The organism is Xanthomonas sp. DAR33341, assembly GCF_003992815.1.
Lineage (GTDB): Bacteria > Pseudomonadota > Gammaproteobacteria > Xanthomonadales > Xanthomonadaceae > Xanthomonas > Xanthomonas cissicola.
This window is the reverse complement of the sequence record NZ_QEYV01000023.1, coordinates 82,452-104,026: the sequence shown is the minus strand read 5'-3', so window position 1 is coordinate 104,026 and position 21,575 is coordinate 82,452. Positions and strand designations below refer to the sequence as shown.

16 protein-coding genes and 1 pseudogene are annotated in these 21,575 nt (G+C 64.2%); 4 read left to right on the top strand and 13 right to left on the bottom strand.

Annotated features, from left to right (window positions below):
- Positions 1-56: 56 nt before the first annotated feature.
- From EO156_RS09105 to EO156_RS09095, 3 genes and pseudogenes are all read right to left on the bottom strand, one after another.
- Complete coding sequence (locus EO156_RS09105) at positions 57-2,438, bottom strand: DEAD/DEAH box helicase family protein (protein WP_016851306.1); 2,382 nt, start codon at positions 2,436-2,438, stop codon at positions 57-59.
- 77 nt (positions 2,439-2,515) lie between these two features.
- Positions 2,516-2,676: pseudogene (locus EO156_RS24350) on the bottom strand (type II toxin-antitoxin system RelE/ParE family toxin); the annotation flags it as partial.
- Between the two features lie 28 nt (positions 2,677-2,704).
- On the bottom strand, positions 2,705-3,295 hold the full coding sequence (locus EO156_RS09095) for a TetR/AcrR family transcriptional regulator (protein WP_016851307.1): 591 nt from the start codon (positions 3,293-3,295) through the stop codon (positions 2,705-2,707).
- 70 nt (positions 3,296-3,365) lie between these two features.
- On the opposite strand from EO156_RS09095, the gene bdcA reads away from it, so the two are divergent.
- Both bdcA and EO156_RS23930 read left to right on the top strand, forming a co-directional pair.
- Positions 3,366-4,079: an SDR family oxidoreductase gene (bdcA, locus tag EO156_RS09090; RefSeq protein WP_016851308.1), complete on the top strand. Its 714-nt coding sequence runs from the start codon at positions 3,366-3,368 to the stop codon at positions 4,077-4,079.
- Between the two features lie 306 nt (positions 4,080-4,385).
- A complete protein-coding gene (locus tag EO156_RS23930) occupies positions 4,386-4,538 on the top strand; it encodes a hypothetical protein (protein WP_003483938.1) in 153 nt (50 codons plus the stop codon).
- Positions 4,539-4,786: 248 nt separating this feature from the next.
- On the opposite strand, the gene EO156_RS09085 is transcribed toward EO156_RS23930, so the two are convergent.
- The 8 genes from EO156_RS09085 to EO156_RS09050 all read right to left on the bottom strand — a co-directional run bounded on the left by EO156_RS09085 (position 4,787) and on the right by EO156_RS09050 (position 16,066).
- Positions 4,787-7,459, bottom strand: a complete 2,673-nt coding sequence (locus EO156_RS09085; protein WP_016851310.1) for a M1 family metallopeptidase — start codon at positions 7,457-7,459, stop codon at positions 4,787-4,789.
- A 374-nt stretch (positions 7,460-7,833) separates the two neighbouring features.
- Positions 7,834-9,126 carry an adenylosuccinate synthase gene (locus EO156_RS09080; RefSeq protein WP_003483934.1) on the bottom strand — a complete coding sequence of 431 codons (1,293 nt, stop codon included), beginning with the start codon at positions 9,124-9,126 and terminating at the stop codon, positions 7,834-7,836.
- Between the two features lie 726 nt (positions 9,127-9,852).
- The gene (locus tag EO156_RS09075) at positions 9,853-10,317 is read right to left on the bottom strand and encodes a transposase (protein WP_026006981.1); all 465 of its coding nucleotides are present in this window, start codon (positions 10,315-10,317) and stop codon (positions 9,853-9,855) included.
- 421 nt (positions 10,318-10,738) lie between these two features.
- A complete protein-coding gene (locus EO156_RS09070) occupies positions 10,739-11,602 on the bottom strand; it encodes a protease modulator HflC (protein WP_016849845.1) in 864 nt (287 codons plus the stop codon).
- A complete protein-coding gene (hflK, locus tag EO156_RS09065) occupies positions 11,602-12,729 on the bottom strand; it encodes an FtsH protease activity modulator HflK (RefSeq protein WP_007962455.1) in 1,128 nt (375 codons plus the stop codon). Before hflK ends, EO156_RS09070 begins: the two co-directional genes overlap by 1 nt.
- A 687-nt stretch (positions 12,730-13,416) precedes the next feature.
- Positions 13,417-13,803 carry a twitching motility response regulator PilH gene (gene pilH / locus EO156_RS09060; protein WP_003483927.1) on the bottom strand — a complete coding sequence of 129 codons (387 nt, stop codon included), beginning with the start codon at positions 13,801-13,803 and terminating at the stop codon, positions 13,417-13,419.
- Positions 13,804-14,278: 475 nt separating this feature from the next.
- On the bottom strand, positions 14,279-15,178 hold the full coding sequence (locus EO156_RS09055; RefSeq protein WP_003483926.1) for a DnaJ C-terminal domain-containing protein: 900 nt from the start codon (positions 15,176-15,178) through the stop codon (positions 14,279-14,281).
- Between the two features lie 411 nt (positions 15,179-15,589).
- Positions 15,590-16,066 carry an Hsp20/alpha crystallin family protein gene (locus EO156_RS09050; RefSeq protein ID WP_005913951.1) on the bottom strand — a complete coding sequence of 159 codons (477 nt, stop codon included), beginning with the start codon at positions 16,064-16,066 and terminating at the stop codon, positions 15,590-15,592.
- A gap of 162 nt (positions 16,067-16,228) precedes the next feature.
- Between EO156_RS09050 and EO156_RS09045 the strand changes: the two genes are divergently transcribed.
- Both EO156_RS09045 and EO156_RS09040 read left to right on the top strand, forming a co-directional pair.
- The gene (locus tag EO156_RS09045; RefSeq protein ID WP_016849844.1) at positions 16,229-16,711 is read left to right on the top strand and encodes a peroxiredoxin; all 483 of its coding nucleotides are present in this window, start codon (positions 16,229-16,231) and stop codon (positions 16,709-16,711) included.
- A gap of 42 nt (positions 16,712-16,753) precedes the next feature.
- Positions 16,754-17,314: a ferritin-like domain-containing protein gene (locus tag EO156_RS09040; protein WP_003483923.1), complete on the top strand. Its 561-nt coding sequence runs from the start codon at positions 16,754-16,756 to the stop codon at positions 17,312-17,314.
- Positions 17,315-17,663: 349 nt separating this feature from the next.
- Here EO156_RS09040 and pbpC read toward each other — a convergent pair whose 3' ends face one another.
- Both pbpC and EO156_RS09025 read right to left on the bottom strand, forming a co-directional pair.
- On the bottom strand, positions 17,664-20,054 hold the full coding sequence (pbpC, locus tag EO156_RS09035; protein WP_161632291.1) for a penicillin-binding protein 1C: 2,391 nt from the start codon (positions 20,052-20,054) through the stop codon (positions 17,664-17,666).
- 435 nt (positions 20,055-20,489) lie between these two features.
- Positions 20,490-21,437, bottom strand: a complete 948-nt coding sequence (locus EO156_RS09025; RefSeq protein ID WP_026006980.1) for a glycerophosphodiester phosphodiesterase family protein — start codon at positions 21,435-21,437, stop codon at positions 20,490-20,492.
- Positions 21,438-21,575: the final 138 nt, after the last annotated feature.

The following is a 21,575-nucleotide window of genomic DNA, read 5'->3' as shown; positions in this document are numbered from 1 at the left end:
GGAAAGGGTCCGTCCCACGTCCTGAAACAGAGGACAAGAATACTATGGAACGCAGGTCAGGCAACGTCCGCACTACTGTATAGCTGGCTTTCCAGGTCCAGGATGGCCCGCTGGTAATTCGTCTTGCCGCCAAAGGCCGCCACAAGTTCGATCGGTGCTCCAAGGGTACGAAACGGGTCAAGCTGCAGGATCCTGATGTCCTCGATGTGCTCCACCCCGGTATCGGCGTACTTGTCCAGCAAGCCCTCGAGTACCTGCCGCGCCTTGCCTTGATACCTGGCGAAGTAATTGCGCTTGCGCACGCCCTCCGCCCGCTCCCTGCGCGACAGCGGCGGTTGATCGAAGGCCACATGACAGATCAGATCGAACGGATCGAGCGACTGCCCGAGCTTCTTCTCGACCTCGCCGGCCAGCTCTTCCCATAACACGCCCTGCGTAGCCAACTCATCGATGATGGCCTTCTTCTGCTGGGCATCGCTCCAGCGCCGCAGGAAGTCATCGAGCGACGCGAACTGACGCAGGACGCGCTCACGGGTGTAATCGCGCAGCGACTCGGTGATGAGCTTGCCATCGGATCCGTAATACAGGACGCGCTCGGCCACGACCGATACCGGCAGTTTGTCGATGACGTATTTGATGCGCTTCGGCTCACCGTCACCTCCGGTGGTGACGTCATCACCGCCATCTGGAGGATCGCCGACCACACCGCCGTCGCCACCCTCGCCGCTCCCGATCTCAGGCGGTACCGGACTGTCATTGGGCGAGGGATTGTAGATCACCTCCGGGTCTCCATCGAATGATGGATCAGCGAACAGTTCGGTTGCCTTCTTGAAATCCATGATGGTGAACCAGTACTTGCCGTAGTCCTCATTGATGCGCGTCCCGCGACCGATGATCTGCTTGAACTCGGTCATCGACCTGATGTGCTGGTCCAGAACGATGAGCTTGCAGGTTTGCGCGTCAACGCCGGTCGTCATCAGCTTGCTGGTGGTGGCGATGACGGGGTAGCGCATTTCCGGATTGATGAAATTGTCGAGCTCGGCCTTTCCCTCGTTGTCATCGCCGGTGATGCGCATGACGTACTTGCGATTTTCCGCGACACGCTGCGGATTGAGATTCACCAAAGCCTGGCGCATACGCTCGGCATGATCGATGTCGTCACAGAACACAATGGTCTTCTGGAATGGACCGGTGGCAGTGAGGAATTCGGTGACTTTTTGCGCGACCAGATACGTCCGCGCTTCGACGACAAGCTGGCGATCCATATCCCGCAGGTTGTAGATACGATCTTCGATCAACTCGCCGTTTTTATCGCGCATTCCCTTGGGGGGCCGCCAGCCCTGCAGATCGACATCGAAGTCGATGCGCACCACTTTGTACGGTGCCAGGAAGCCGTCATCGATGCCCTGCTTGAGCGTGTAGCTGTAGACGGGCTCTCCAAAGTACGTACTGCTGGAGACTTCCTTGGTCTCCTTTGGCGTTGCGGTCAGGCCGATATGCGTGGCACCAGAGAAATACTCCAGGATCTCCCGCCACGCAGAATCCTCGGCCGCGCTGCCACGATGGCATTCATCGATGACAACAAGGTCAAAGAATTCCGGAGAGAACTGCTTGTAGACATTCTTGACGTCCTCTACGCCGGTCACCGCCTGGTACAGGGACAGGTAGATCTCGTAGGACGTATCAATCTGGCGCTTGGTGATCTTGGTCATCGCCGCGCCGAACGGCTTGAAATCGTTGTTTTTTGTCTGATCGACCAAGATGTTGCGATCAGCCAGGAACAGGATGCGCTTCTTCTGGCGCGACTTCCAAAGCCGCCAGATGATCTGGAATGCGGTATAGGTTTTTCCGGTTCCGGTGGCCATCACCAGCAGGATGCGGTTTTGACCATTGGCCACGGCTTCGATCGTTCGATTGATTGCATTGATCTGGTAGTAGTGCGGCGAGCGACTGCTGCCATCATCGTAATACGGGGACTCGACCACCTGTCGCGCGACCTCACCAAGCCCTTTCCAAAGGCAATAGCGACGCCACAGTTCCTCTGGCGAGGGAAATTGATCCAACGTCAATTCAGATTCGATCTTGTCGCCGGTTGCGGTTCTATCGTGGAAAAGGAATCCATCACCGTTGCTTGAGAACACAAACGGAACATCCAGCGCATCTGCATACCCCAGCGCCTGTTGCATGCCGGAACCAACGGTATGCTTGTTGTCCTTTGCCTCGATCACGGCCAAAGGGAGATTGGCGCGGTGGTAAAGCACAAAGTCTGCACGACGCGCCAGCCCTCGGCTGTGCAGCTTGCCGCGAACGACGACACGCCCCTTGGTAAAAGCGAACTCTTCGCGCACCTGGAGATCCAGATCCCAGCCCGCAGCGGCGATCGACGGAATGATGAATTTCGTGCAGATATCGCGCTCGGTTAACGACGACTTGTCCATTCAATCCCCTGTGCCCCTACCTTCCCGTAATTGGCGACGCGCCCAGCACAGACGCCACTTATCGATTGACTTGCCGCCTAATGATAGTCGTCTTCACGCCGATACCTGATCGCCAAGCGGTGACGACCTGATCGCTTGCAACCTCAAACAGCAGCACGTACCCACTGGCACTGAAACCGATCACCAACTCGCGCAAGAACGAATCTGACACTCCCGCTTTGCGGCAGCTCACAACATCGAAAGCCTTCTGCCCACTCGCACCCCGCCTAGCCGCGCAGCGCCACCCGAAGCGCCTCCCCCGCCAACCGCGCACTCGCCAGCAGACGCTCCAGGCTCTGCCCATGCCGGGCGCTGGCCGACAGGCCGGCCATGGTGGTGCTGACGAAATCCGCCAGCCGGTCTGCGTCGTGCGGGCACTGCTTGGCGATGTGGGAGCGGATCAGCTCCTGGGCCGCGACATGAAAGCTGCAGGCCGCCTCGCGCGCCTGAGCGTCGTTGCTGCGCGTGCCTTCCAGCACCAGGCAGCCGGTGGCGGCGGGATCTGCGGCGTAGCAGCGGGCGGCCTGCTCCAGTACGTCGGCCAGCGCGTCGGCCAGCGGTCGGTCGGTGTCCAGGAGTTGCGGCAGCGGGATGGCGCCGGTCTGCGCGTAGCGGTCGAGGATGCGCGCATACAGGCCGGCCTTGCTGCCGAAGGCGGCGTAGAAACTGGGCGGGTTGATGCCCAGCGCCGCGGTGAGGTCGGCCACGCTCAATGCGTCGTAGCCGCGTGCATGAAACAGCTGCTGCGCGGTGGCGACCGCTTGGTCCGGGTCGAATGCGCGCGGCCGGCCGCGGGCCCGGGGGTTTTCTGTAGTCATAGTTACAAAATCCTTGACGGCAGGCGAAAACTATTATGTATTACTCGCTACATTAATTGCGAGGTGATGCATGTCAGCGTTCAAAGACAAGTCGGTATTGGTGCTCGGTGGCAGCCGGGGGATTGGGGCCGCCATCGTGCGGCGCTTCGTGGCCGAGGGCGCGCGGGTGATGTTTACCTATGCCGGTTCTGCCGAGGCGGCGCAGCGCCTGGCCGGTGACACCGGCAGCACCGCGGTGCTGGCCGACAGCGCCGATCGCGATGCGGTCATCGACACGGTGCGACGCAGCGGGCCGTTGGATGTGCTGGTGGTCAACTCCGGCATCGCCTTGTTCGGCGATGCGCTGGACCAGGATCCGGACGCGGTGGACCGGCTGTTCCGCATCAACGTGCACGCGCCCTACCACGCCGCCGTGGAGGCAGCGCGGCAGATGCCGCCTGGCGGGCGGATCATCGTGATCGGCTCGGTCAACGGCGACCGCATGCCGCTGCCCGGCATGGCGTCCTACGCGCTGAGCAAATCCGCGCTGCAAGGGCTGGCGCGCGGGCTGGCCCGCGACTTCGGGCCGCGCGGCATCACCATCAACGTGGTGCAACCGGGGCCGATCGATACCGACGCCAATCCGGAAAGCGGGCCGATGAAAGACCTGATGCACAGCTTCATGGCGATCAAACGCCACGGCCGCGCCGAGGAAGTGGCCGGCATGGTGGCCTGGCTGGCCGGCCCGGAAGCGAGCTTCGTGACCGGCGCGATGCATACGATCGATGGTGCGTTTGGGGCATGAGGCGGCGACGCCTGCATTGATGGCGCTGCAGCTCGCCACGTATCGCGACGGACGGCGGCAAACGCCCTCCGTCGACATGCATGGCGAGCTGCTGTTGCATCGCAAGCGTCGTGATCCACGCGCATGATGCCGTTGGCCGTGATTGACCGTCTTCCCATGTCTTGCGCCGTATTGCATCTGCAATCGCTGGCTCGACCTTGGAGAGCCTGTTGCTCCTGAGCTGCCTATCGTTCGCGACGAACCCAGCAATGGATTGACCGATGCGCATGATGTCATCCGGCCGGTGCCTGCCCATTGCGTGCTGCCATGCCCACCGATGTGGCGGTACGCACACCGGTTGCGCAGTCGCTGCAGCAACTGGAAACAGCCAGCGTGGAGCGGCAACAGGCGCTGACGCAGAGGCAGCAGCAAGACATGGACCATCGGGTTCGCAAGACTCTGTCGATGCGCATGGGGTAACGCACGCAGCCGGTCGGCCGGCGTGCCGGAGCCAGGTGCGGCGCGCAGAGTTGCAGCACGCAGCACCGCGCGAAATCGCTCCACACCGGAATCGGCAATCACTACGCACGCGTTGCACTTTTCGGGCATTCACCCGCCAGATCCCTTCTCTACTGTTGCTGGCCAATCTGCCTAACCTGCACTGGTGGCCACTGCACCAAACAAAAAGCCCGGAAACTACCGGGCTTTTTGTTGCTCCACGCAACGCGTCAGACTTTGCGCTTTTTCAACCAGGCTGCAATCTGTGGCACGCGCCGTTCGCGCAACGTCACGCGCGTCTGGATGGTACTGATGGCGGTTTCTGCATCGCGGCGCGAGGTGGGGGCCAGGTAGGTATCGGCGTACGCCTTGATCTTGTCGATGGTCTCCAGCCTGTTCGAGCCTGCAGCCAGGTGCGGGTAGTAGCGGGCGCGCGAGGTGGAGTCGATCAACGTGTCCACCTGGATGCGATGCGCCAAGGCGAAGTCGAATGCCAGCTCCGGGTGCTCGCTGGCGACATCGCCGATCATGCTGGCGCCAGTGGTGGCGCCGGGCTCGGCGGTGAGCGCAAGTTCAAGGGCACGCTGCGCCAATGCCGGGTCCTTGGCGTAGGCGAGCAACGCGTAGGACTGGTCGCGCAGCATCGAGGAGGTTTCCTTCTTCGCCATGGCATGCAATGCGTCCCAGGTGGCCGCGTCGGCGTGGCGGGCGACGATGCGCAGCACCGTGCTACGCAACTCCGGCGACAACGTGCCCGGGTCGGCCTGGAACGCAGCGAAACGACGCTGCGCTTCGGCAATCACCTGTGCATCGTCCAGCGCGCTCAGGCTGTTGAGCAGGCTGGCACGCAGCTGCTTGGTCTGTGCACTGTCGTCCTTGCGCTCGTCCCAGCCGAGCGTGGCGAACTCGGGAGCAAGCCGCACGCGCGCGAAGCGCCGCCAGCTGGCCTGTGCCTTGAGGTCGCCCGCGAACAGACGATCGATATTGGAATACGTTTCGGACACCACTTTCCACAGATCCGGCGAGCCACCGACCGGCACCTTGGCGGTGAACTCAAGCAGGTCCGCTTCGGGCTGCAGCCCCACCGGTGCCAGCGCAGCGGTATCCATCAGCACGCCCAACTGATCGACCACCGGCAACGCGTCGAACCCCTTGGTGACCGCGGTGAATTGCGCCGGCGCATACAGCGTACGGAAGTAACCCTTCTGCCCGGCATTGACCACGACAGGCGCATCGCAGCCGGCTAGCTGCAGCTGCGCGCTGCCATCCACCAATACGCGCACCGGCGTGCCATTGGCGCCGCGCACCGTGACGGGCACATGCCAGCGCAATGGCTGTTTGTCGGGGCGGTCGACGGTGTATTGGCCTTGTTTCAGCTGCACGGTCGTGGTGCCGGCCGTGCAGCTGGCGCTGACCTGGATCAACGGCACACCCGGCTGCAACGTGAAGTCGTGCGCCACCTGGGTGAACTGCTTGCCCGGTGCCACTGCATCGATCTGCTGCCACAGCGCATCGGTGACGGCATTGCCGTATTGGTGCTGCTTGAGATAGCTGCGCACGCCGCTGCGCCAGTTGTCCGCGCCCACATAGTCTTCGAGCATGGCGATCACCGCTTCGCCCTTGTCGTAGGTGATCTGGTCGAATGCCTGGCTGGCCTGCTCCACGGTGGCGACGTGCTGCACCACCGGGTGGGTGGTGACATAGGCATCGCGCTGCATCGCCGCGCGGCTTTTGAAGGCTGCGCCGGTGTTGTCGATGTCCCACTCCGGGTGCAGCTTGTGCGTGGTGCGCGCCTCCATCCAGTTGGCGAACCCTTCGTTGAGCCACAGGTCGTCCCACCACGCCATGGTCACCAGATTACCGAACCATTGATGCGCGATCTCGTGCGCGGCAACGGTGAAAACGCCCTGCTTGTCGTCGATGTTGGAGGTGGCCGGGTCGAGCAGCAGCGAGTATTCGAAGGTGAAGATGGCCCCCCAGTTTTCCATTGCGCTGAAGAACTGGCTTTGCCCGGGTGCGGCGATGTTGTCCAGCTTCGGCAACGGATATGGAATGCCGAAATAGGCGTTGTATTCGTGCAGCACATCGCGGCCGGAATCCAGTGCGAACTGCGCCTGGTCCACCTTGCCTTTCTGCGCGATCACGCCGATCTCGGTGCCATTGTCGGCCTTGCGCGTCGCCCGCTCGAAGTCGCCGACACTCAGGAACAACAGGTACGTGGACATCTTGGGCGTGGTCTGGAAGGCCACGCGCTTCATGCCGCCGGCACCATTGCCGGACGAGGCAACCGGCATGTTGCTCACCGCCATCTGCGCGGCCGGCGCATTGACTGCCAGGTCGAAGGTAGCCTTGAAATCAGGCTCGTCCCACGACGGAATGAAGCGGCGTGCATCGGAGTTTTCGAACTGGGTGAACAACGCGCGGCGCTGGCCTTGCGCGGTGGCGTAATCCAGCGCGAATAAACCGTTGGCCTGCGTATTGATCACACCGCTGTACTCGATGGACAACACGTAGTTGCCCGGTGCCAGCGGTCTGTCGAAGGCGAAGGTGGCGGTCTGCGCCTGCTCATCGGTGCTGACCTTGGCCGTCCGCGGCGTGCCCCCCTTGCGCTGCGCCAAGGTACTGCGCGCGAAGCTGAGGTTGGCCGCCTGCAATACGATGCGGTCGGTGGCTTGTAGCACCACGATGTCGATGGCCACCTTGCCGTCGAAGGTCATCTTGTCGGCATGCGGTGTGATCTCCACCGCGTAGTGGGTGGGCTTGGCCGTGCGCGGCAACTGGCTGGTGACCTGCGCGGCCGATGCGCTGACCGCCTCCGGTGCAGCGACAGCAGCGTGAGCCGGCGCAACGGCGCAGGTGCTGGCCAGGGCCAGCGCAATAGCAGTCACCAGGATCTGGCGCATGACATTCCTAAAAAGAGTAATGAAGTAAACGAAGTGGTACAGCAGCCAGCATCATGGCGCCGGCACGCAAGACCACACACGGCCGAAAGTCATGCGCCTGCTGACAGACGCGAAGACACACACGTCAAAGAGAAGCCACGGCAACGACAGGGCACGCCTGCATCGAACCAGGGCAAGCAATCCCGGCTGGCGCGAGCATGCTACACGGCCATGCTGAACCCGCCCCGCATCGATCGGGCGAGGGCGACCAACACCACTTCATCTGCAGCCGTCAGGAAGGTGCGGGGCGCGTGGATGAGGCAACGCAATGGCGTTCTGCAAACAAAAGCCCCGCTTTCGCAGGGCTTTCGTCGGTTCAATCACGCATCAGCCGATCAGGCGAACGGGTCCTGCAGCACCATGGTGTGGTCGCGGTCCGGGCCGGTGGAAACGATCGAGATCGGGCAGCCGGCCAGTTCCTCCAGCGCGCGCAGGTAGGCGCGGGCGGCCGGCGGCAGGTCGTCCCACACGGTGATGCCGTGAGTGTTCTCGCTCCAGCCCGGGAACTCCAGGTACACGGGGGTGCACTCTTCCCAGCCCTGCGCGTCCAGCGGCGCGTACTCGGTGCGCTTGCCGTGATATTCGTAGGCGATGCAGATCTTCAGCTTCTCCATGCCGTCGAGCACGTCGAGCTTGGTGATGCACAGGCCGGAAATGCCGTTGATGGCCACCGCACGCTTGAGCGCCACGATGTCCATCCAGCCGCAGCGACGCGGGCGACCGGTGGACGCGCCGTACTCGGCACCGCGGTCGCGGATACCCTGGCCCACTTCGTCGTCCAGTTCGGTCGGGAACGGGCCGCCGCCGACGCGCGTGGCATATGCTTTGGCAATGCCGAGTACGTAGTCGATCGCATCGGCGCCAACGCCGGTACCGGCCAATGCGCCGCCCACGGTGGTGTTGGAACTGGTGACGTACGGATAGGTGCCGTGGTCGATGTCCAGCAACGCACCCTGCGCGCCTTCGAACAACACGCGCTTACCCTGCTTGCGCAGGTCGTGCAGGATGCCGGCCACGTCCGACTTCATCGGCTGCACGTACTCGCCGAAGGCCAGCGCCTCGTCGTAGGTCTTCTGGAAATCGACCGCGTCCACGCCCAGGTACTTGGTCAGCACGAAGTTGTGGTAGTCCAGCGCAGTGCGCAGCAACTCTTCCAGCTGCGGCGGGTAATGCAGGTCGGCGATGCGGATGCCGCGACGCGCCACCTTGTCTTCGTAGGCCGGGCCGATGCCGCGGCCGGTGGTGCCGATGGCCTTGCCGCCGGCCGCCTTCTCGCGCGCCTGATCCAGGGCGATGTGGTAGGGCATGATCAACGGCGCAGCCGGGGAGATCTTCAGGCGCGAACGCACTTCCACGCCGGCGTCTTCCAGCTCGCTGATTTCCTTGATCAACGCGGCCGGGGAGATCACCACGCCATTGCCGATCAGGCACAGCGCGTCGTCGCGCAGGATGCCGGACGGAATCAGATGCAAGACGGTCTTCTTGCCGTTGATGACAAGCGTGTGGCCGGCGTTGTGGCCGCCCTGGAAGCGGACCACCGCACCGATTTCCTCGGTGAGCAGATCGACGATCTTGCCTTTGCCTTCATCGCCCCACTGGGCACCGAGCACGACAACTGACTGACCCATGACGGGTGAACTCCTAAGTTTTGCTGCGGCCATCGGGGCCGCGGGATGGGACCGCTGCAGGGCTGGCCGCGACACCCTGCGCGCGACTCCATCGGGGAGCGTTGCAGTGGCGCGATAGCCCTGACACGGAAAAAGCCGAACCGAGTGCTCTGGTTGGAGCGCGCCCGGCCGGCTTTTGTGCATTATCCGGGTTTCGAGTGACGTGCACTACCCCTGGCGACGGCGGATCGGGGGGCGGGTCAGATTGCGGCTGGCTGTCGTTTGCGCGGTGCTCCGAGCGCTGCCGGCCCCTAGGGGCCCCTAGCCTGGAAGATCACCGTAGCGACAATCCCAATGAGGTCGTAGGAGCGCACCTGGGCGCGACAGGCATTACCGGTGAAGCCGTCGCGCCCAGGTGCGCTCCTACGCGGCAACGTAGCGAACCTTGGCAAACTGCAGACCGCCCAAAGCACCATCGCCCGATCCACGACAGGCAGCCCGACCCAACACCCCGATAAATCCACCCCGTAGGAGCGCACCCGGGCGCGACCGGCATTCCCGATAAATCAGTCGCGCCCAGGTGCGCTCCTACGCGGCAACGTAGCGGACCTTGGCAAACCTGCAGACCGCCCAAAGCACCATCGCCCGATCCACGACAGGCAGCCCGACCCAACACTCCAGACAAACCCACCCGCTAGGAGCGCGGCAAACGGTGGACACGCAGTCGCTCTGCTGGCGGCTCGAAGCTCAGAGCCAGATCGCATCCCAGAACGCATAATCGCCGATGTGGGTGACCAGCCCGGCCCGGAGCGGATTGGCGATGAGGTAACGCGCGGCTGCGTGCAGGTCATCGTCTTTGCGCAACGCGTGGTCATGGTAGCTACGGCTCCAGACCGGTGCCTGATGCTGCCGCTGATCGTTCACCGAACGCGCTGCGCACGCTTTCATGCGAGACACGGCGTCGGCCAACGAGGTGACGCTCCCCAGCTGCAACAGCCAATGTGCATGATCCGGCATCAACACCCAGGCCAGCAGCCTGGCATCGTAAGGCGTTGCTGCGGTGAATGCCCGGCAGGCGGTTGCTGCCAACAGAAAATCTGCGAACACGGCGCGACGCTGCCAGGTCGTGGTGGTCAGCAGGTACACGCTGTTGGGCGAAGACCGCCTGCCGCGACGCAGCGCGCGATGCCCTGGAGAGTCAATGTTGGCCATGCCGCGATGCTGATGGCCTTGGACCACGCGGGATATCGGCGGTTACCGCATTCTGCGCTAGGGGATCCATGTCGCGACCGACTGTCAGAGGCCATCAGCGGGGTCGACCGGTAAGGCCCGTCGCGCCCGGGCGCGTTGCTACCGGGCCGAGTCTGGCCAACGCGACGGAAGAGGCGCTCCAGGCAGCTGCGGATTCCGGACATACCCATCAGCATCGCAGTGCACGAAGCGCCAGCGCCCGATCCATCGGCCACATATACCCCGCGTAGGAGCGCGCCCGGGCGCGACTGCCTTACCGGGCATGCCCGTCGCGCCCGGGTGCGCTCCTACGGTGGGGCGCGCGCGTCTGTCTGCCCGGCGGTGAAAGGCAGATACAAAAACGCCCGCATTACGCGGGCGTTCTTGTTTCAAGCCAGAGCGATCAACGATCGCTCTTGAGGTATTGCAGGAACGGGTCGTTCTTGTCCAGCACCACCACGCCGTTGCCGTCGGTCATGGAGCTGCGGTAGGCCTCCAGGCTGCGGTAGAACGCATAGAACGACGGGTCCTTGGAACCGGCCTGGCCGTAGATGCGCGCCGCTTCGGCATCGCCTTCGCCACGCAGCTTCTGGGCGTCGCGCTCGGCGGCGGCCACGATCACGGTGGACTCGCGGTCGGCTTGCGCGCGGATGGTCAGGGCCTGCTCTTCGCCTTCGGCGCGCAGCTTGCTGGCTTCCTGCTTGCGCTGGGCGCGCATGCGCTCGTACACGTCGGTGATCACCTGGCTGTCGGTCGGCAGGTCGATCTGCTTGATGCGCAGGTCGGTGATCTGCATCCCCAGGCCCTTGATGGCGCCGTTGATGCCCTTGAGCTGGTTGGCGATCAGCTCGCTGCGATCGCCGGAGACCAGCTGTTGCAGCGTGCGCGAGTTGATCTGGTTGCGCAGCGAGTCGGTGATGATCGGGGCCAGGCGCGAGTTGGCCACCGATTCCTCGCCACCGGTCGCACGATAGAACGCCCGCACGTCGGAGATGTAACCGATGGCGAAGAAATCCACGCTCACGTCTTTCTGCTCGGCAGTGAAGTAACGCGCCGGAGCGGTGTCCAGCACCTGGAAGCGGCGGTCGAACACGCGTACCGATTCCACCACCGGAATCTTGAAATGCAGGCCGGGCTTGAGGTCGGCACGCACCACACGGCCCAGGTTGAGCACCATGGCGGTCTGGTCTTCGCGCACGACGAATACCGAGCCCATCAGGGTCAGCAACAGGGCGATGATCAGGCCGATGACTAGCGAATTCTTCATTATTCGGTTCCCTCACGGCCGGTCGGGCGCGGGCCGCGCTCCGGGTTGCGGATGGCCTCGCTACTGGCGCTTTGCGGCGGATTCAACAGCACGTCCTGGGGCACCATCGACGGCATGCTGGCAGTGCCGCCGGAAGCGGCCGGCTTGCTGGCATCGGCCGGCAATGGCACGTAGATGACCTGGCGGCCATCGCTACCGATGACCTTGCGGTTCTCCGACAGCACCTTCTGCACGGTTTCCAGCCACAGCCGCTTGCGGGTGACTTCCGGCGCGCCGGCGTACTGGGCCTGCAACAGCGTGAAGCGGTCGGCATCACCCTCGGCCTTCGAAATGGTGGCCTGCTTGTAGCCTTCGGCACCGGTACGGGTGCGTGCACCCTGGCCGCGCGCTTCGGGCACCACCTTGGCGGCGTAGGCCTGCGCTTCGTTGATCAGGCGCTCGCGCACCTGCTGGGCACCATTGACCTCGTCGAAGGCCGGCTTCACTTCTTCCGGCGGGCGCGCATCCGGCAAGGTCACGCCGGTGACCGCCAGGCCGGTGTTATAGGCATCCAGCGCCGCCTGCAGACGATCCTTGGACGCGATCGCCAGCGGGCCGCGATTGTTGAGCACGGTATTGAGGTCCGAACGCCCCACCTGCTCACGCACGGCACTTTGCGCGGCCTGCTCCAGCACCAGATCGGCATTGCGCGAACCGAACAGGTATTTGCGCGGGTCGCTGATCTGGTACTGCACGTTGAGCGACACGTTGACGATGTTTTCGTCGCGCGTCAGCACCGGCACCTGGTTGCTGAAGGTCTTGATCTCGGTGGCATTGACCTTGCGCACCGACTCGATCGGCCAGGGCAGCTTGAAGTTCGGGCCGGGCTGCAGGATGCGCGAGAACTGGCCGAAGCGCAGCACCACGCCACGCTGCTGCTCGCCGATGAGCTGGAAGCTGGAGAACAGCACCATCAGCACCACCGCGACCAGGATCCAGCGCCCCACGCCGCCATCGAACAGCTCCTTCAACGGAGCGGGCAGATTGCCCCAACCGCCACCGTTGCCACCACCGCGCGGGCCCCAGGACCTGCGACGGTTGGGATCCGGGCCGTCTCCGCCCTTGTTGCCGGGTGTGTTCCAGGCCATGCACGCTCCATGATCGAGGGGCTGTGCGGGCCAGTCCCGCAGTGCCGCCATGTTGTTTGATTCGCCGATTCTACTAGATGGGGCAGACACACCGTTTTGAAAGGCCCGGTGCGATGCATTGTTGGTTTAGCCGGCGGGGCGGATCGGGCGGGGCTGGGACACAGGCAATGGTTGTCCGGCGAGGGCCTTCGCGCTGAGGACCTGAAGACCAGGATGCGACGTGCCGGCGGCAGGCACGGGCTGCCCCTGTCGAGCGCTGCGCACGCGTCTAATGCGCGCGGCCGGGCACATGATTGGTCTTGGCGGCTGAAGACCGTTTACCGGGCGCGTGCCTGCTTGGCAGGATTTCGGGCACGGGAGGCGATGGGAGGCGGAAAGCGTGCGTGCCAAGCGGCGATTGCGTCCTTGGCACCCATCCTTTCAACCACACGTTGTTCCAAGGCGACGACGGCTGCGCCGCGGGCGTCACCCCAACTGCTCTGCCCTGGCCCATCGGCAGAAGGTGGCGCTCGGCATAGGCTGAAGGTCTAGCTGCGATGCGATGGCGCGAGACGACGTCGACGTCCGCATCGCCCGATTGCAGAGTCCTCATCGGACTCCCTCCCCCGGGAGAGGGTTGGACCGTCTCCCGCTAATCCCACATCTGCGTTGCCGAAATCCGACGTCGATCACGCCTGGCCGGTGCACTTACGCTTTCGGCGGCTCTTCTTTCTGGTTGAACACACGCTCCATCACTTCCAGCAGCTCGTCTTCGGAGAACGGCTTGGTGATGTAGGCGCGGGCCCCCTGGCGCATGCCCCACATGCGGTCGGTGTCCTGATCCTTGGTGGTGACCAGGATGACCGGAATATGCTGGGTGGTGGGCTCGCGCTTGAGCGTGCGCGTGGCCTGGAATCCGTTGAGGTTGGGCATCACCACGTCCATCAGCACCAGATCCGGCAGCGATTGCTTGGCCGCTTCCACGCCGGCGGCACCATCGGTGGCGGTGATGGTTTCGTGCCCCAGCTTCTCGACGATGCGCTGAATCCCCAGCAGCTGCGACGGCGAGTCGTCGACGATCAAAATACGTGCCATGTGTTTCCCCTAGTATGCGCGGCGAGTGTAGTGCGCCGGCCGCGCTTTCGGTAGCTGGGCCAGGTGAGTTGCTGGAGGGTTCGTGGTCGGCGAGCGTGGCCAGACATGTATGGAGCGACGCGCTGTTTTTGAGTAGCTGGAGCCATTACGTCCAATAGCACAGACTGGATTCAATACAGGACTCACCGAGCGGCCGCGTTGATTCGCTCTCCTGCCTACTCCCTTTTTTGGCAGGGAAGGAGCGCGTAGCGCTGGAGGAGGTGGGATCCTGATCGAGTTGATGATCACGTTGCGGGGCAGCCAAACCCTCACCCCAGCCCCTCTTCCAAAGGAGAGGGCCTGGCCCCCTTCTCCAGCGCCGGCTGAGCCAGCGGCCAAGACTCGACGATGCGGATCGACATCAACCGCCTCAGCGCTGAGCGCGCGTGGCCTCACCCAACCCTTGCGCGCGCAAAGCTGATCTGGCCCGCGCTGCTCAGCTCACGGTCTCGCCGAACGCCTTGGCCAGATTGCGGTAGGCCTTCTTCTGCGCATCGTCGGTGGGGGCCGGGGCGAGGATTTCCAGTTCCACGATCTGGTCGCCCGGGGTGGTGCCCGGCAGGCCGCGACCGCGCAGCCGCAGCTTGCGCCCGGCGTCCGAGTCGGCCGGCACCTTCAATTCGACCGAGCCGCCCAGGGTGGGCACGCTGATGGTCGTGCCCAGCGCGGCCTGCCAGGGCATGACCTGCAAGGTGTACAGGATGTTGCGCCCGTCCACCTCGAAATGCGGATGCGCCGCGTATTCGATCTCCAGCAACAGGTTGCCGCCGCCGTTGCCCTGCCCGCTCAAGCGGATCACCTGGCCGGGCTGCACGCCCTTGGGCACGCGCACATCCAGCTGCTTGCCGTTGATGGTGATGCGCACACTGTCGCCCGAATACACCGCTTCCAGCGGCACCGCAAGCTTGGCGCGGGTGTCGCCGCGCGCCTGCGGGCCGGCACCTGCACCAGGCCCGGCACCCGGGCCGCGCGGACGGCCACCGCGCTGGCCGGCGAACAGGCTCTCGAAGAAATCGCTGAAGCCGCCACCAGCGCCGCCGTTGCCGAACACTTCTTCGAAATCGAAGCCCTGCCCGCCGCCGTAATTGGGCGGGGCCTGGAACTCGTCGCCCGGGCGGAATCCCTGCGCCTTCAACTGGTCGTAGGCCTTGCGCTTGGCCGGGTCGCGCAGCGCTTCGTAGGCTTCGTTGATCGCCTTGAACTTGTCTTCGGCGCCGGCTTCCTTGCTGACGTCGGGGTGATATTTGCGCGCGAGCCGGCGGTAGGCGGTCTTGATCTCCGCATCGCCTGCACTGGGCTCCACGCCGAGCGTTGCGTAGTAATCCTTGAATTCCATCTAATCACCTCTGGAAAAAAAACGGCCCGCAGCCGAGGCCACGAGCCAGTTCGAACGGCCAGCACTCCGGCGGACAGCGCGTGTGCGGCGCGGAAGGCGTGCAACCCTGCACCGTACGGGCGTACGTGCCGAATTCGCATACCAGCCGCGTCCGCAAGCGGTCACGCCATAGAGCTGTTGGCCAATCTATTCGCAGCCGGGCGGGCAACCGCGCCTATTCTACGGCGCGACTGTCGCCGGGGAGCGAAGCCGTGGCCTCGCCCCAGGTCCGGCGTCCTGCGGCGGCCAGTTCCGGCTGGCAGAGGTGCCGGTCGGAACTGCCGGTCGCCTGGCCAGCCTGCACGCACAGTACAGGCCGGCCAGGCGAACACCACGCGCCTGCATCGCGCGCCGCCGCGACGTTTCTTGCGCTTACTGCACCGTGCTGCCGCTGGTGTTCTGACCGTTGCCAACCTGGATACGGCGCGGCGTGGCGGCCGGGCGCTTGGGAATGCGGATTTCCAGCACGCCGTTATGGCCTGCAGCCGTGATGCCATCGGCGTCGGCGCTGTCGGGCAGCGCGAAGCGGCGATGGAAGCTGCCGTAGCGGCGCTCGATGCGCGAGAAGCGTTCGGTCTCGGTGCTGGATTCGCTCTTGCGCTCCCCCCTGATCGACAGGATGCCCTTGTCCATCTGCACCTCGATCTGGCTCGGATCGATGCCCGGCAAGTCGGCGTACAGCACGAAGTGATTCGCCTCTTCCTTGATGTCAACGCGCGGCACCCACTGCGCGGTCACCACGGCCGATTCGTCGGTGTCGCCGTTCTGCTCGAAGAAGCGATCGAACACATGCTTGATCTCGTTCTGCAGCGCGTGGGTGGGAAATTGGGGATAACGAACGATGTTCATTGCAAGCCTCCAAAAAGGTTGATGACGGGACCGGCGCCTGCAAGGTGCGCAGCTGCATCGGCCATGCGCGTCAGATAGGCGTGACCGGACGGATTTCAAGCGCGTTGACGCGCTTTTCCCCTGCCCCTTTCTAGAATCCGTTCAGCCACAGGAGCCTGCCGCATGACCATCCACGTTGGTGACCGCATTCCCGAAGTCGTGCTCAAGCGCCTGCGCGACGGCATCGCGGCCGTCGACACCCATAGCCTGTTCGCAGGCCGCAAGGTGCTGCTGTTCGCGGTGCCGGGGGCCTTTACCCCCACCTGCTCGGCCAAGCACCTGCCGGGCTATGTGGAACACTTCGAGCAATTCCGCAAGCGCGGTATCGAAGTGCTGTGCACCGCGGTCAACGACCCATTCGTGATGCAGGCCTGGGGACGCAGCCAGTTGATTCCCGACGGCCTGCACCTGTTACCCGACGGCAACGCCGAACTAGCGCGCGCCCTGGGCCTTGAAATCGACGCCAGCGGCTCGGGCATGGGCCTGCGCTCGCGCCGCTACGCGCTGTATGCAGACGACGCGGTGGTCAAGGCGTTGTTTGTTGAAGAACCCGGCGAATTCAAAGTCTCTGCAGCCGATTACGTGCTGCAGCATCTGCCGGATTGAATACCCCTTTCTCCCATCCACTCAGAAGGAAGACGGCCAGCCATGTCTGATCAGCCAGCCACCAACACTCCCGCCGGTATCACCGACACTGCCACCTTGCGCGCCCGCGCGCGCCAGAGCATCGAAGACGGCGCCATCACCGAGAGCTACCACGCCGATCGCGAGAAGGTGATCGAGTTGCTCAATACCGCGCTTGCCACCGAATACGTGTGCACGTTGCGCTACTACCGCCACTACTTCATGGCCAAGGGCATGCTTGCCGACGCAGTGAAGGGCGAGTTCCTGGAGCACGCGCAACAGGAACAAGAACACGCGCACAAGCTGGCCGAGCGCATCGTGCAGCTGGGCGGCGAACCGGATCTCAATCCGGACACCCTGACCAAGCGCTCGCATGCCGAATACAAGGAAGGCACCGACCTGCGCGACATGGTCAAGGAAAATCTCATCGCCGAACGCATCGCCATCGATAGCTACCGGGAGATGATCGATTTCATCGGCGACAAGGACACCACCACCAAGCGCATTCTCGAAAGCATCCTGGCCCAGGAAGAAGAGCATGCCGATGAATTCGCCGACATGCTGGAAGGCTGGATCGGCGAGTGAGTTGAGTTTTGCGATGTAGCGATGCGTTGCGATGAAAGATCGCAGCGAGTTGACATCGGAATCGACTCGATGATGAAACAGACAGGGCAGCGCCTTGAGCGCCCTGTCTGTTTTTTTTGCCGCTAGATTGCGCGTATACGATTGCGCCCCGTAGGAGCAACGACCCTACGAGGTGGCCAGATCCCGACGCGCCGCCGCCCTCGCCCACGCATATGTCGGAGCGCAGCCGGGCGCGAGGAGCATCCCCGGTAACGCCTCCTCGCGCCCAGGTGCGCTTCTACAGGGGTTGTCGCAAGCAGCAGGTGTCTGCTGCTGAGCACGGGGCGGTAGCACTTCGTTGGCGACCCGATCAACGCAACACCCGAAAGCGCACCTGCGTCCATGCGCCATCGCTGGCCAGTGCGGTGAGCGTGTGCAACCCAACCTCTTCGAAATCGCGCTGAAATCCTTGTCTTCCGTTGGTCTGTGCAATCCAGCGGCCATCCAGCAGCCAATCGATGCGCGCCTCGCTGCCCAACGCACGTAACTGCAACCGCACCGGGCGTGCGGCGTCGTTGGCCCGCGCAAGCGTGGCGCGGTCGCTCAACCCATCGATGCGTAGCATCCCGCCACCGGTCATGCGCCCGTCCGGCGCACAATCTTCAGCCAAGGGCGGAAGTTGCGCGGCGGCGCGTTCGGATGTACTGAGCCAGGGCGAGACCAACGCCGGCCAGCGCGCCACCGCGCGCGGCACACGCTCATGCGGTTGGCTGCATTCCTGCGACAACCGCTGACCGCTGCGCGCATCGACCTCGAAGCGCACTTGCCCGCTTTGCCAAAGACGCGCATCGCGTTCGGCAAAGGTGGGGGGCACAGCACCGTCGAGTGCATACGCATCGGCACGACGTGCGCACAGAGCCGGTGGCGTTTGATCGGCAGCGCCGCCCAGCGGCCAGCAGATGTTGATTGCCTGCACGGTGGCGGGCATCGGCAACGGGGCGCTGTCGCCGGCGCTGCGCGGCAAGGCATCGATGACTTCGAACATCAACGGCAATGCGGTGACCGCACCGTATTGGCCCGGCAACGGCGTGCCATCCGGCCGTCCTACCCAGACGCCGACGGTATAACGCCGCGTCCCGCCAATGGCCCATGCATCGCGGTAGCCATAACTTGTGCCGGTCTTCCACGCCACGCCGGGGCGTGCAGTGGTGTCGAAGGTACCGCTGCCGTATCCGGGGCGCGGATTACTTTGCAAAATTTCGCGCACGATCCAGGCCGCACCCGGCGACATCAAGCGGCGATCGATGCGCGCATCGTCTGGCGTGTAGCGCACACGTCCGGCAATACCGCCGCGATTGAGCGCGGCGAACGCGCCCACCAACTCCTGCAACTGTGCGCCGGTGCCGCCCAGTATCAACGCCAGCGATGGCGTGCTGCCGGAAGGAAAATGCAGCGCGATCCCGGCATTGGACAACCGCGCAGCGAAGCGTGCCGGGCCGATGCGCTCGAGCAGATCCACCGCCGGCACGTTCAACGACAGCCGCAACGCCGTGGCCGCGCTCACCGGACCATTGAACGCCGCATCGAAGTTGCCGGGCCGGTAGTCGCCGAAACTCTGCGGCGCATCCACCAACAGGCTCTCGGAATGGATCAGGCCATCGTCCAGCGCCATGCCATACAGGAACGGCTTGAGCGTGGAGCCGGGCGAGCGCCATGCCTGCACCATGTCGACATGACCCAGGCGCTTGCGGTCGCCGAAACTGGCCGAGCCCACGTAGGCGCGGGCCTCCATCGTGGCGTTGTCCACCACCAACAATGCCGCGGAGGTGCGCTCGGGCAACTGCGAAAAATACGTGGCCACGCGCTCTTCCAGCGTGCGCTGCAATTCCACATCCAGCGTGGTGACGATACGCGCCGCACGCGGCTGCGCACTGTGCAGGCGCTGTGCCAGCAAGGCCGCATGCAACGGTGGCTTGAGCGAGCGTGTGACCACCGGTTCGATGCGCGCATCGTCCACCTGCGCGCGCGACCACACGCCCAGCTCGACCATGCGGTCGAGCACCTTGTCGCGTGCGCGCTGCGCCGCTTCCGGGTGCCGGTCCGGGCGCAGGCGGCTGGGCGATTGCGGCAATACCGCCAGCAACGCGGCCTCGGCGTGCGACAAGGCCTTGGCCGGCTTGCCCAGATACGCCCAGCTGGCCGCCTCCACCCCTTCGATGGTACCGCCATAGGGCGCGCGCTCCAGATACAGCATGAGAATCTCGTGCTTGCTCAGGTGCGCTTCCAGCTGCAATGCGCGCAACAACTGCTTGGCCTTGCCCCACGGCGTACGCGTATGCGGGTCCAGGATGCGCGCCACCTGCATGGTCAGCGTGGAGCCGCCGGACACGATGTGGCCCTGCCCGATCCACTGCCCACCGGCACGCAGCAGACCCCAGGGATTGACGCCGGGGTGACGCCAGAACCAGCGATCTTCGTAGTTCAGCAGTGCCTGCAAATACAACGGCGACACGCTCTGCGGCGTGGCGGGGTAGCGCCATACGCCATTGCGGTCGGCGAATGTACGTAAGGGCGTGCCGTCGCGCGCAACCACCAAGGCGGAGGTGTCGCGGGACTTGGGCAACGGCAACGGGAAGGCCAGATCGAGCAGCAGCATGACGCTCAGCAAGGCAGCCGCACCCAAGCGCAGCCACCGCAGCCAGCGGCGTCCGTTGCGGGCCTGATGGTTCGGCGTTTGCGGGCGCGACTGCGTCCGATCCATCCCTGTTGGTGCCTGCGGCTGTTCATCCATCGCGCAAAGCATGCAGGGCAAAACGCGTTTCGGCTACCGCTGCGCGATTCCAGGCCGGCGTATCTGCAGCGCGATCAGCCGCACGACCAACTGCACGGCCAGCCGGACAAGCGACTGGCCCAAGGACAGGCGCAGACCCTGAGCGACATGCGGACATCCTTGCGCGGCAACCGTTTACTCCCACCTGTGGTCGCCGCATGCAGGTGCCTGCGATGATCAGGGCACTCACACCGAAGGTGCGGACGGCACCATTCGGCAGCAGCACGCATCATCGGCAGGTGGTCGCGATACCCCGCCAATGCACTCGTTTAGACGTGACATCTCGTCCGTCGAGTTGTTTGGTGCGCGGCGCGCCGTGCTAGACCTCGTTGCCACCGCTTGGGACGGCGGCCTGGTCGCTTCCGCTCAGCGCTTTTCCAACGTGGCGCGATAGCGCAGCAAGGCTTCCGGCGCATCGGTCTGGATGATCGACACACCGTCGCGGTACATCCGGCCCCAGACCTTGTCGGGATCGCGCTCGGCGTCCGCATCGCCGCCATAGCCGGCAATGAAGCCTTCCCACAACGAATTGACCATCAGCCGCACGTTATGGGCCTTGCTTACCGCTGCCAGTGCCGGCAATTGCGCGGCGGTCATCTTGGGCAACTCGAATGCCATCGGGCGTGCATTGCGTGTCTGTGCCGTTGCAATGGCAGCAAGATCGGCCTTGCCATGCGCGTTGATCAGGATCGGGAAGAAGTACACCGTATCGAACGGCGGCATCGCCGCCAGTGGCGCGGTGAACATGCCGGCTTCGGCCTTGACGATCACCTGATGCTGCATGCCGGCGCGTGCGACCGCATCGATCACCTGCACGTAGATCGCGTCCTTGACATCCAGGTTGAGCAGGATGTGCCCCTTGGCCCTGGCCAGCATCTGATCGAGCGTGACCACGCGCTGGTCGGTCAACGGTGCCTGTGCGCCACCTTCGTCGCTGCGCAGGCGCAGCTTCTGCAGATCGGCCAAGGTCAACTCGGACAGCTTGCCGGTGCCATCGGTGGTGCGGTCCACGGTGGCGTCATGCAGCATCACCAGGCTGCCATCGGCGGCACGCCGCACATCGGTTTCCATCACATCGGCGCCGATGGCGATGCAGCGCTCCAACGCCGCCAGCGAATTTTCCGGCGCGGTCTCGGTGAAGCCATGCTGTGGCGCGGCGGCATGACACCCGCGGTGCGCAACCACCACGAGGCCGCCCTGCGGATTGGTCAGGCGCGCCTGGATCGCGGCCACGCCTGTCGGTGCGGCGCTCGCCGAAGTGGCCACGACCGCGCACAGCACGGCGGCGAGGACGGTAATAGGGCGTGATGTCATCGAACAGCTCCAATCAGATGTTTGCAATACGGTAGCGCGGCAGACGGGCGTTGCCGCGCTTCGCACACGCTGGTGAAATCAAGCGGGTAAACGGCAGGCATCGATTTCAGGCTGGCAGGCATTGCCCACCTGTCGCCC

Bases quoted from the DNA above. Each gene is read 5' to 3' on its own strand.
- EO156_RS23930 (WP_003483938.1), top strand. From the start codon at position 4,386: ATGCCCACCGATGTGGCGGTACGCACACCGGTTGCGCAGTCGCTGCAG.
- EO156_RS09055 (WP_003483926.1), bottom strand. From the start codon at position 15,178: ATGGAATTCAAGGATTACTACGCAACGCTCGGCGTGGAGCCCAGTGCA.
- EO156_RS09085 (WP_016851310.1), bottom strand. From the start codon at position 7,459: ATGCGCCAGATCCTGGTGACTGCTATTGCGCTGGCCCTGGCCAGCACC.
- pilH (WP_003483927.1), bottom strand. From the start codon at position 13,803: ATGGCACGTATTTTGATCGTCGACGACTCGCCGTCGCAGCTGCTGGGG.
- EO156_RS09105 (WP_016851306.1), bottom strand. From the start codon at position 2,438: ATGGACAAGTCGTCGTTAACCGAGCGCGATATCTGCACGAAATTCATC.
- EO156_RS09095 (WP_016851307.1), bottom strand. From the start codon at position 3,295: ATGACTACAGAAAACCCCCGGGCCCGCGGCCGGCCGCGCGCATTCGAC.
- EO156_RS09075 (WP_026006981.1), bottom strand. From the start codon at position 10,317: ATGGCCAACATTGACTCTCCAGGGCATCGCGCGCTGCGTCGCGGCAGG.
- EO156_RS09070 (WP_016849845.1), bottom strand. From the start codon at position 11,602: ATGAAGAATTCGCTAGTCATCGGCCTGATCATCGCCCTGTTGCTGACC.
- EO156_RS09025 (WP_026006980.1), bottom strand. From the start codon at position 21,437: ATGACATCACGCCCTATTACCGTCCTCGCCGCCGTGCTGTGCGCGGTC.
- EO156_RS09045 (WP_016849844.1), top strand. From the start codon at position 16,229: ATGACCATCCACGTTGGTGACCGCATTCCCGAAGTCGTGCTCAAGCGC.
- EO156_RS09080 (WP_003483934.1), bottom strand. From the start codon at position 9,126: ATGGGTCAGTCAGTTGTCGTGCTCGGTGCCCAGTGGGGCGATGAAGGC.
- bdcA (WP_016851308.1), top strand. From the start codon at position 3,366: ATGTCAGCGTTCAAAGACAAGTCGGTATTGGTGCTCGGTGGCAGCCGG.
- pbpC (WP_161632291.1), bottom strand. From the start codon at position 20,054: ATGGATCGGACGCAGTCGCGCCCGCAAACGCCGAACCATCAGGCCCGC.
- EO156_RS09050 (WP_005913951.1), bottom strand. From the start codon at position 16,066: ATGAACATCGTTCGTTATCCCCAATTTCCCACCCACGCGCTGCAGAAC.
- EO156_RS09040 (WP_003483923.1), top strand. From the start codon at position 16,754: ATGTCTGATCAGCCAGCCACCAACACTCCCGCCGGTATCACCGACACT.
- hflK (WP_007962455.1), bottom strand. From the start codon at position 12,729: ATGGCCTGGAACACACCCGGCAACAAGGGCGGAGACGGCCCGGATCCC.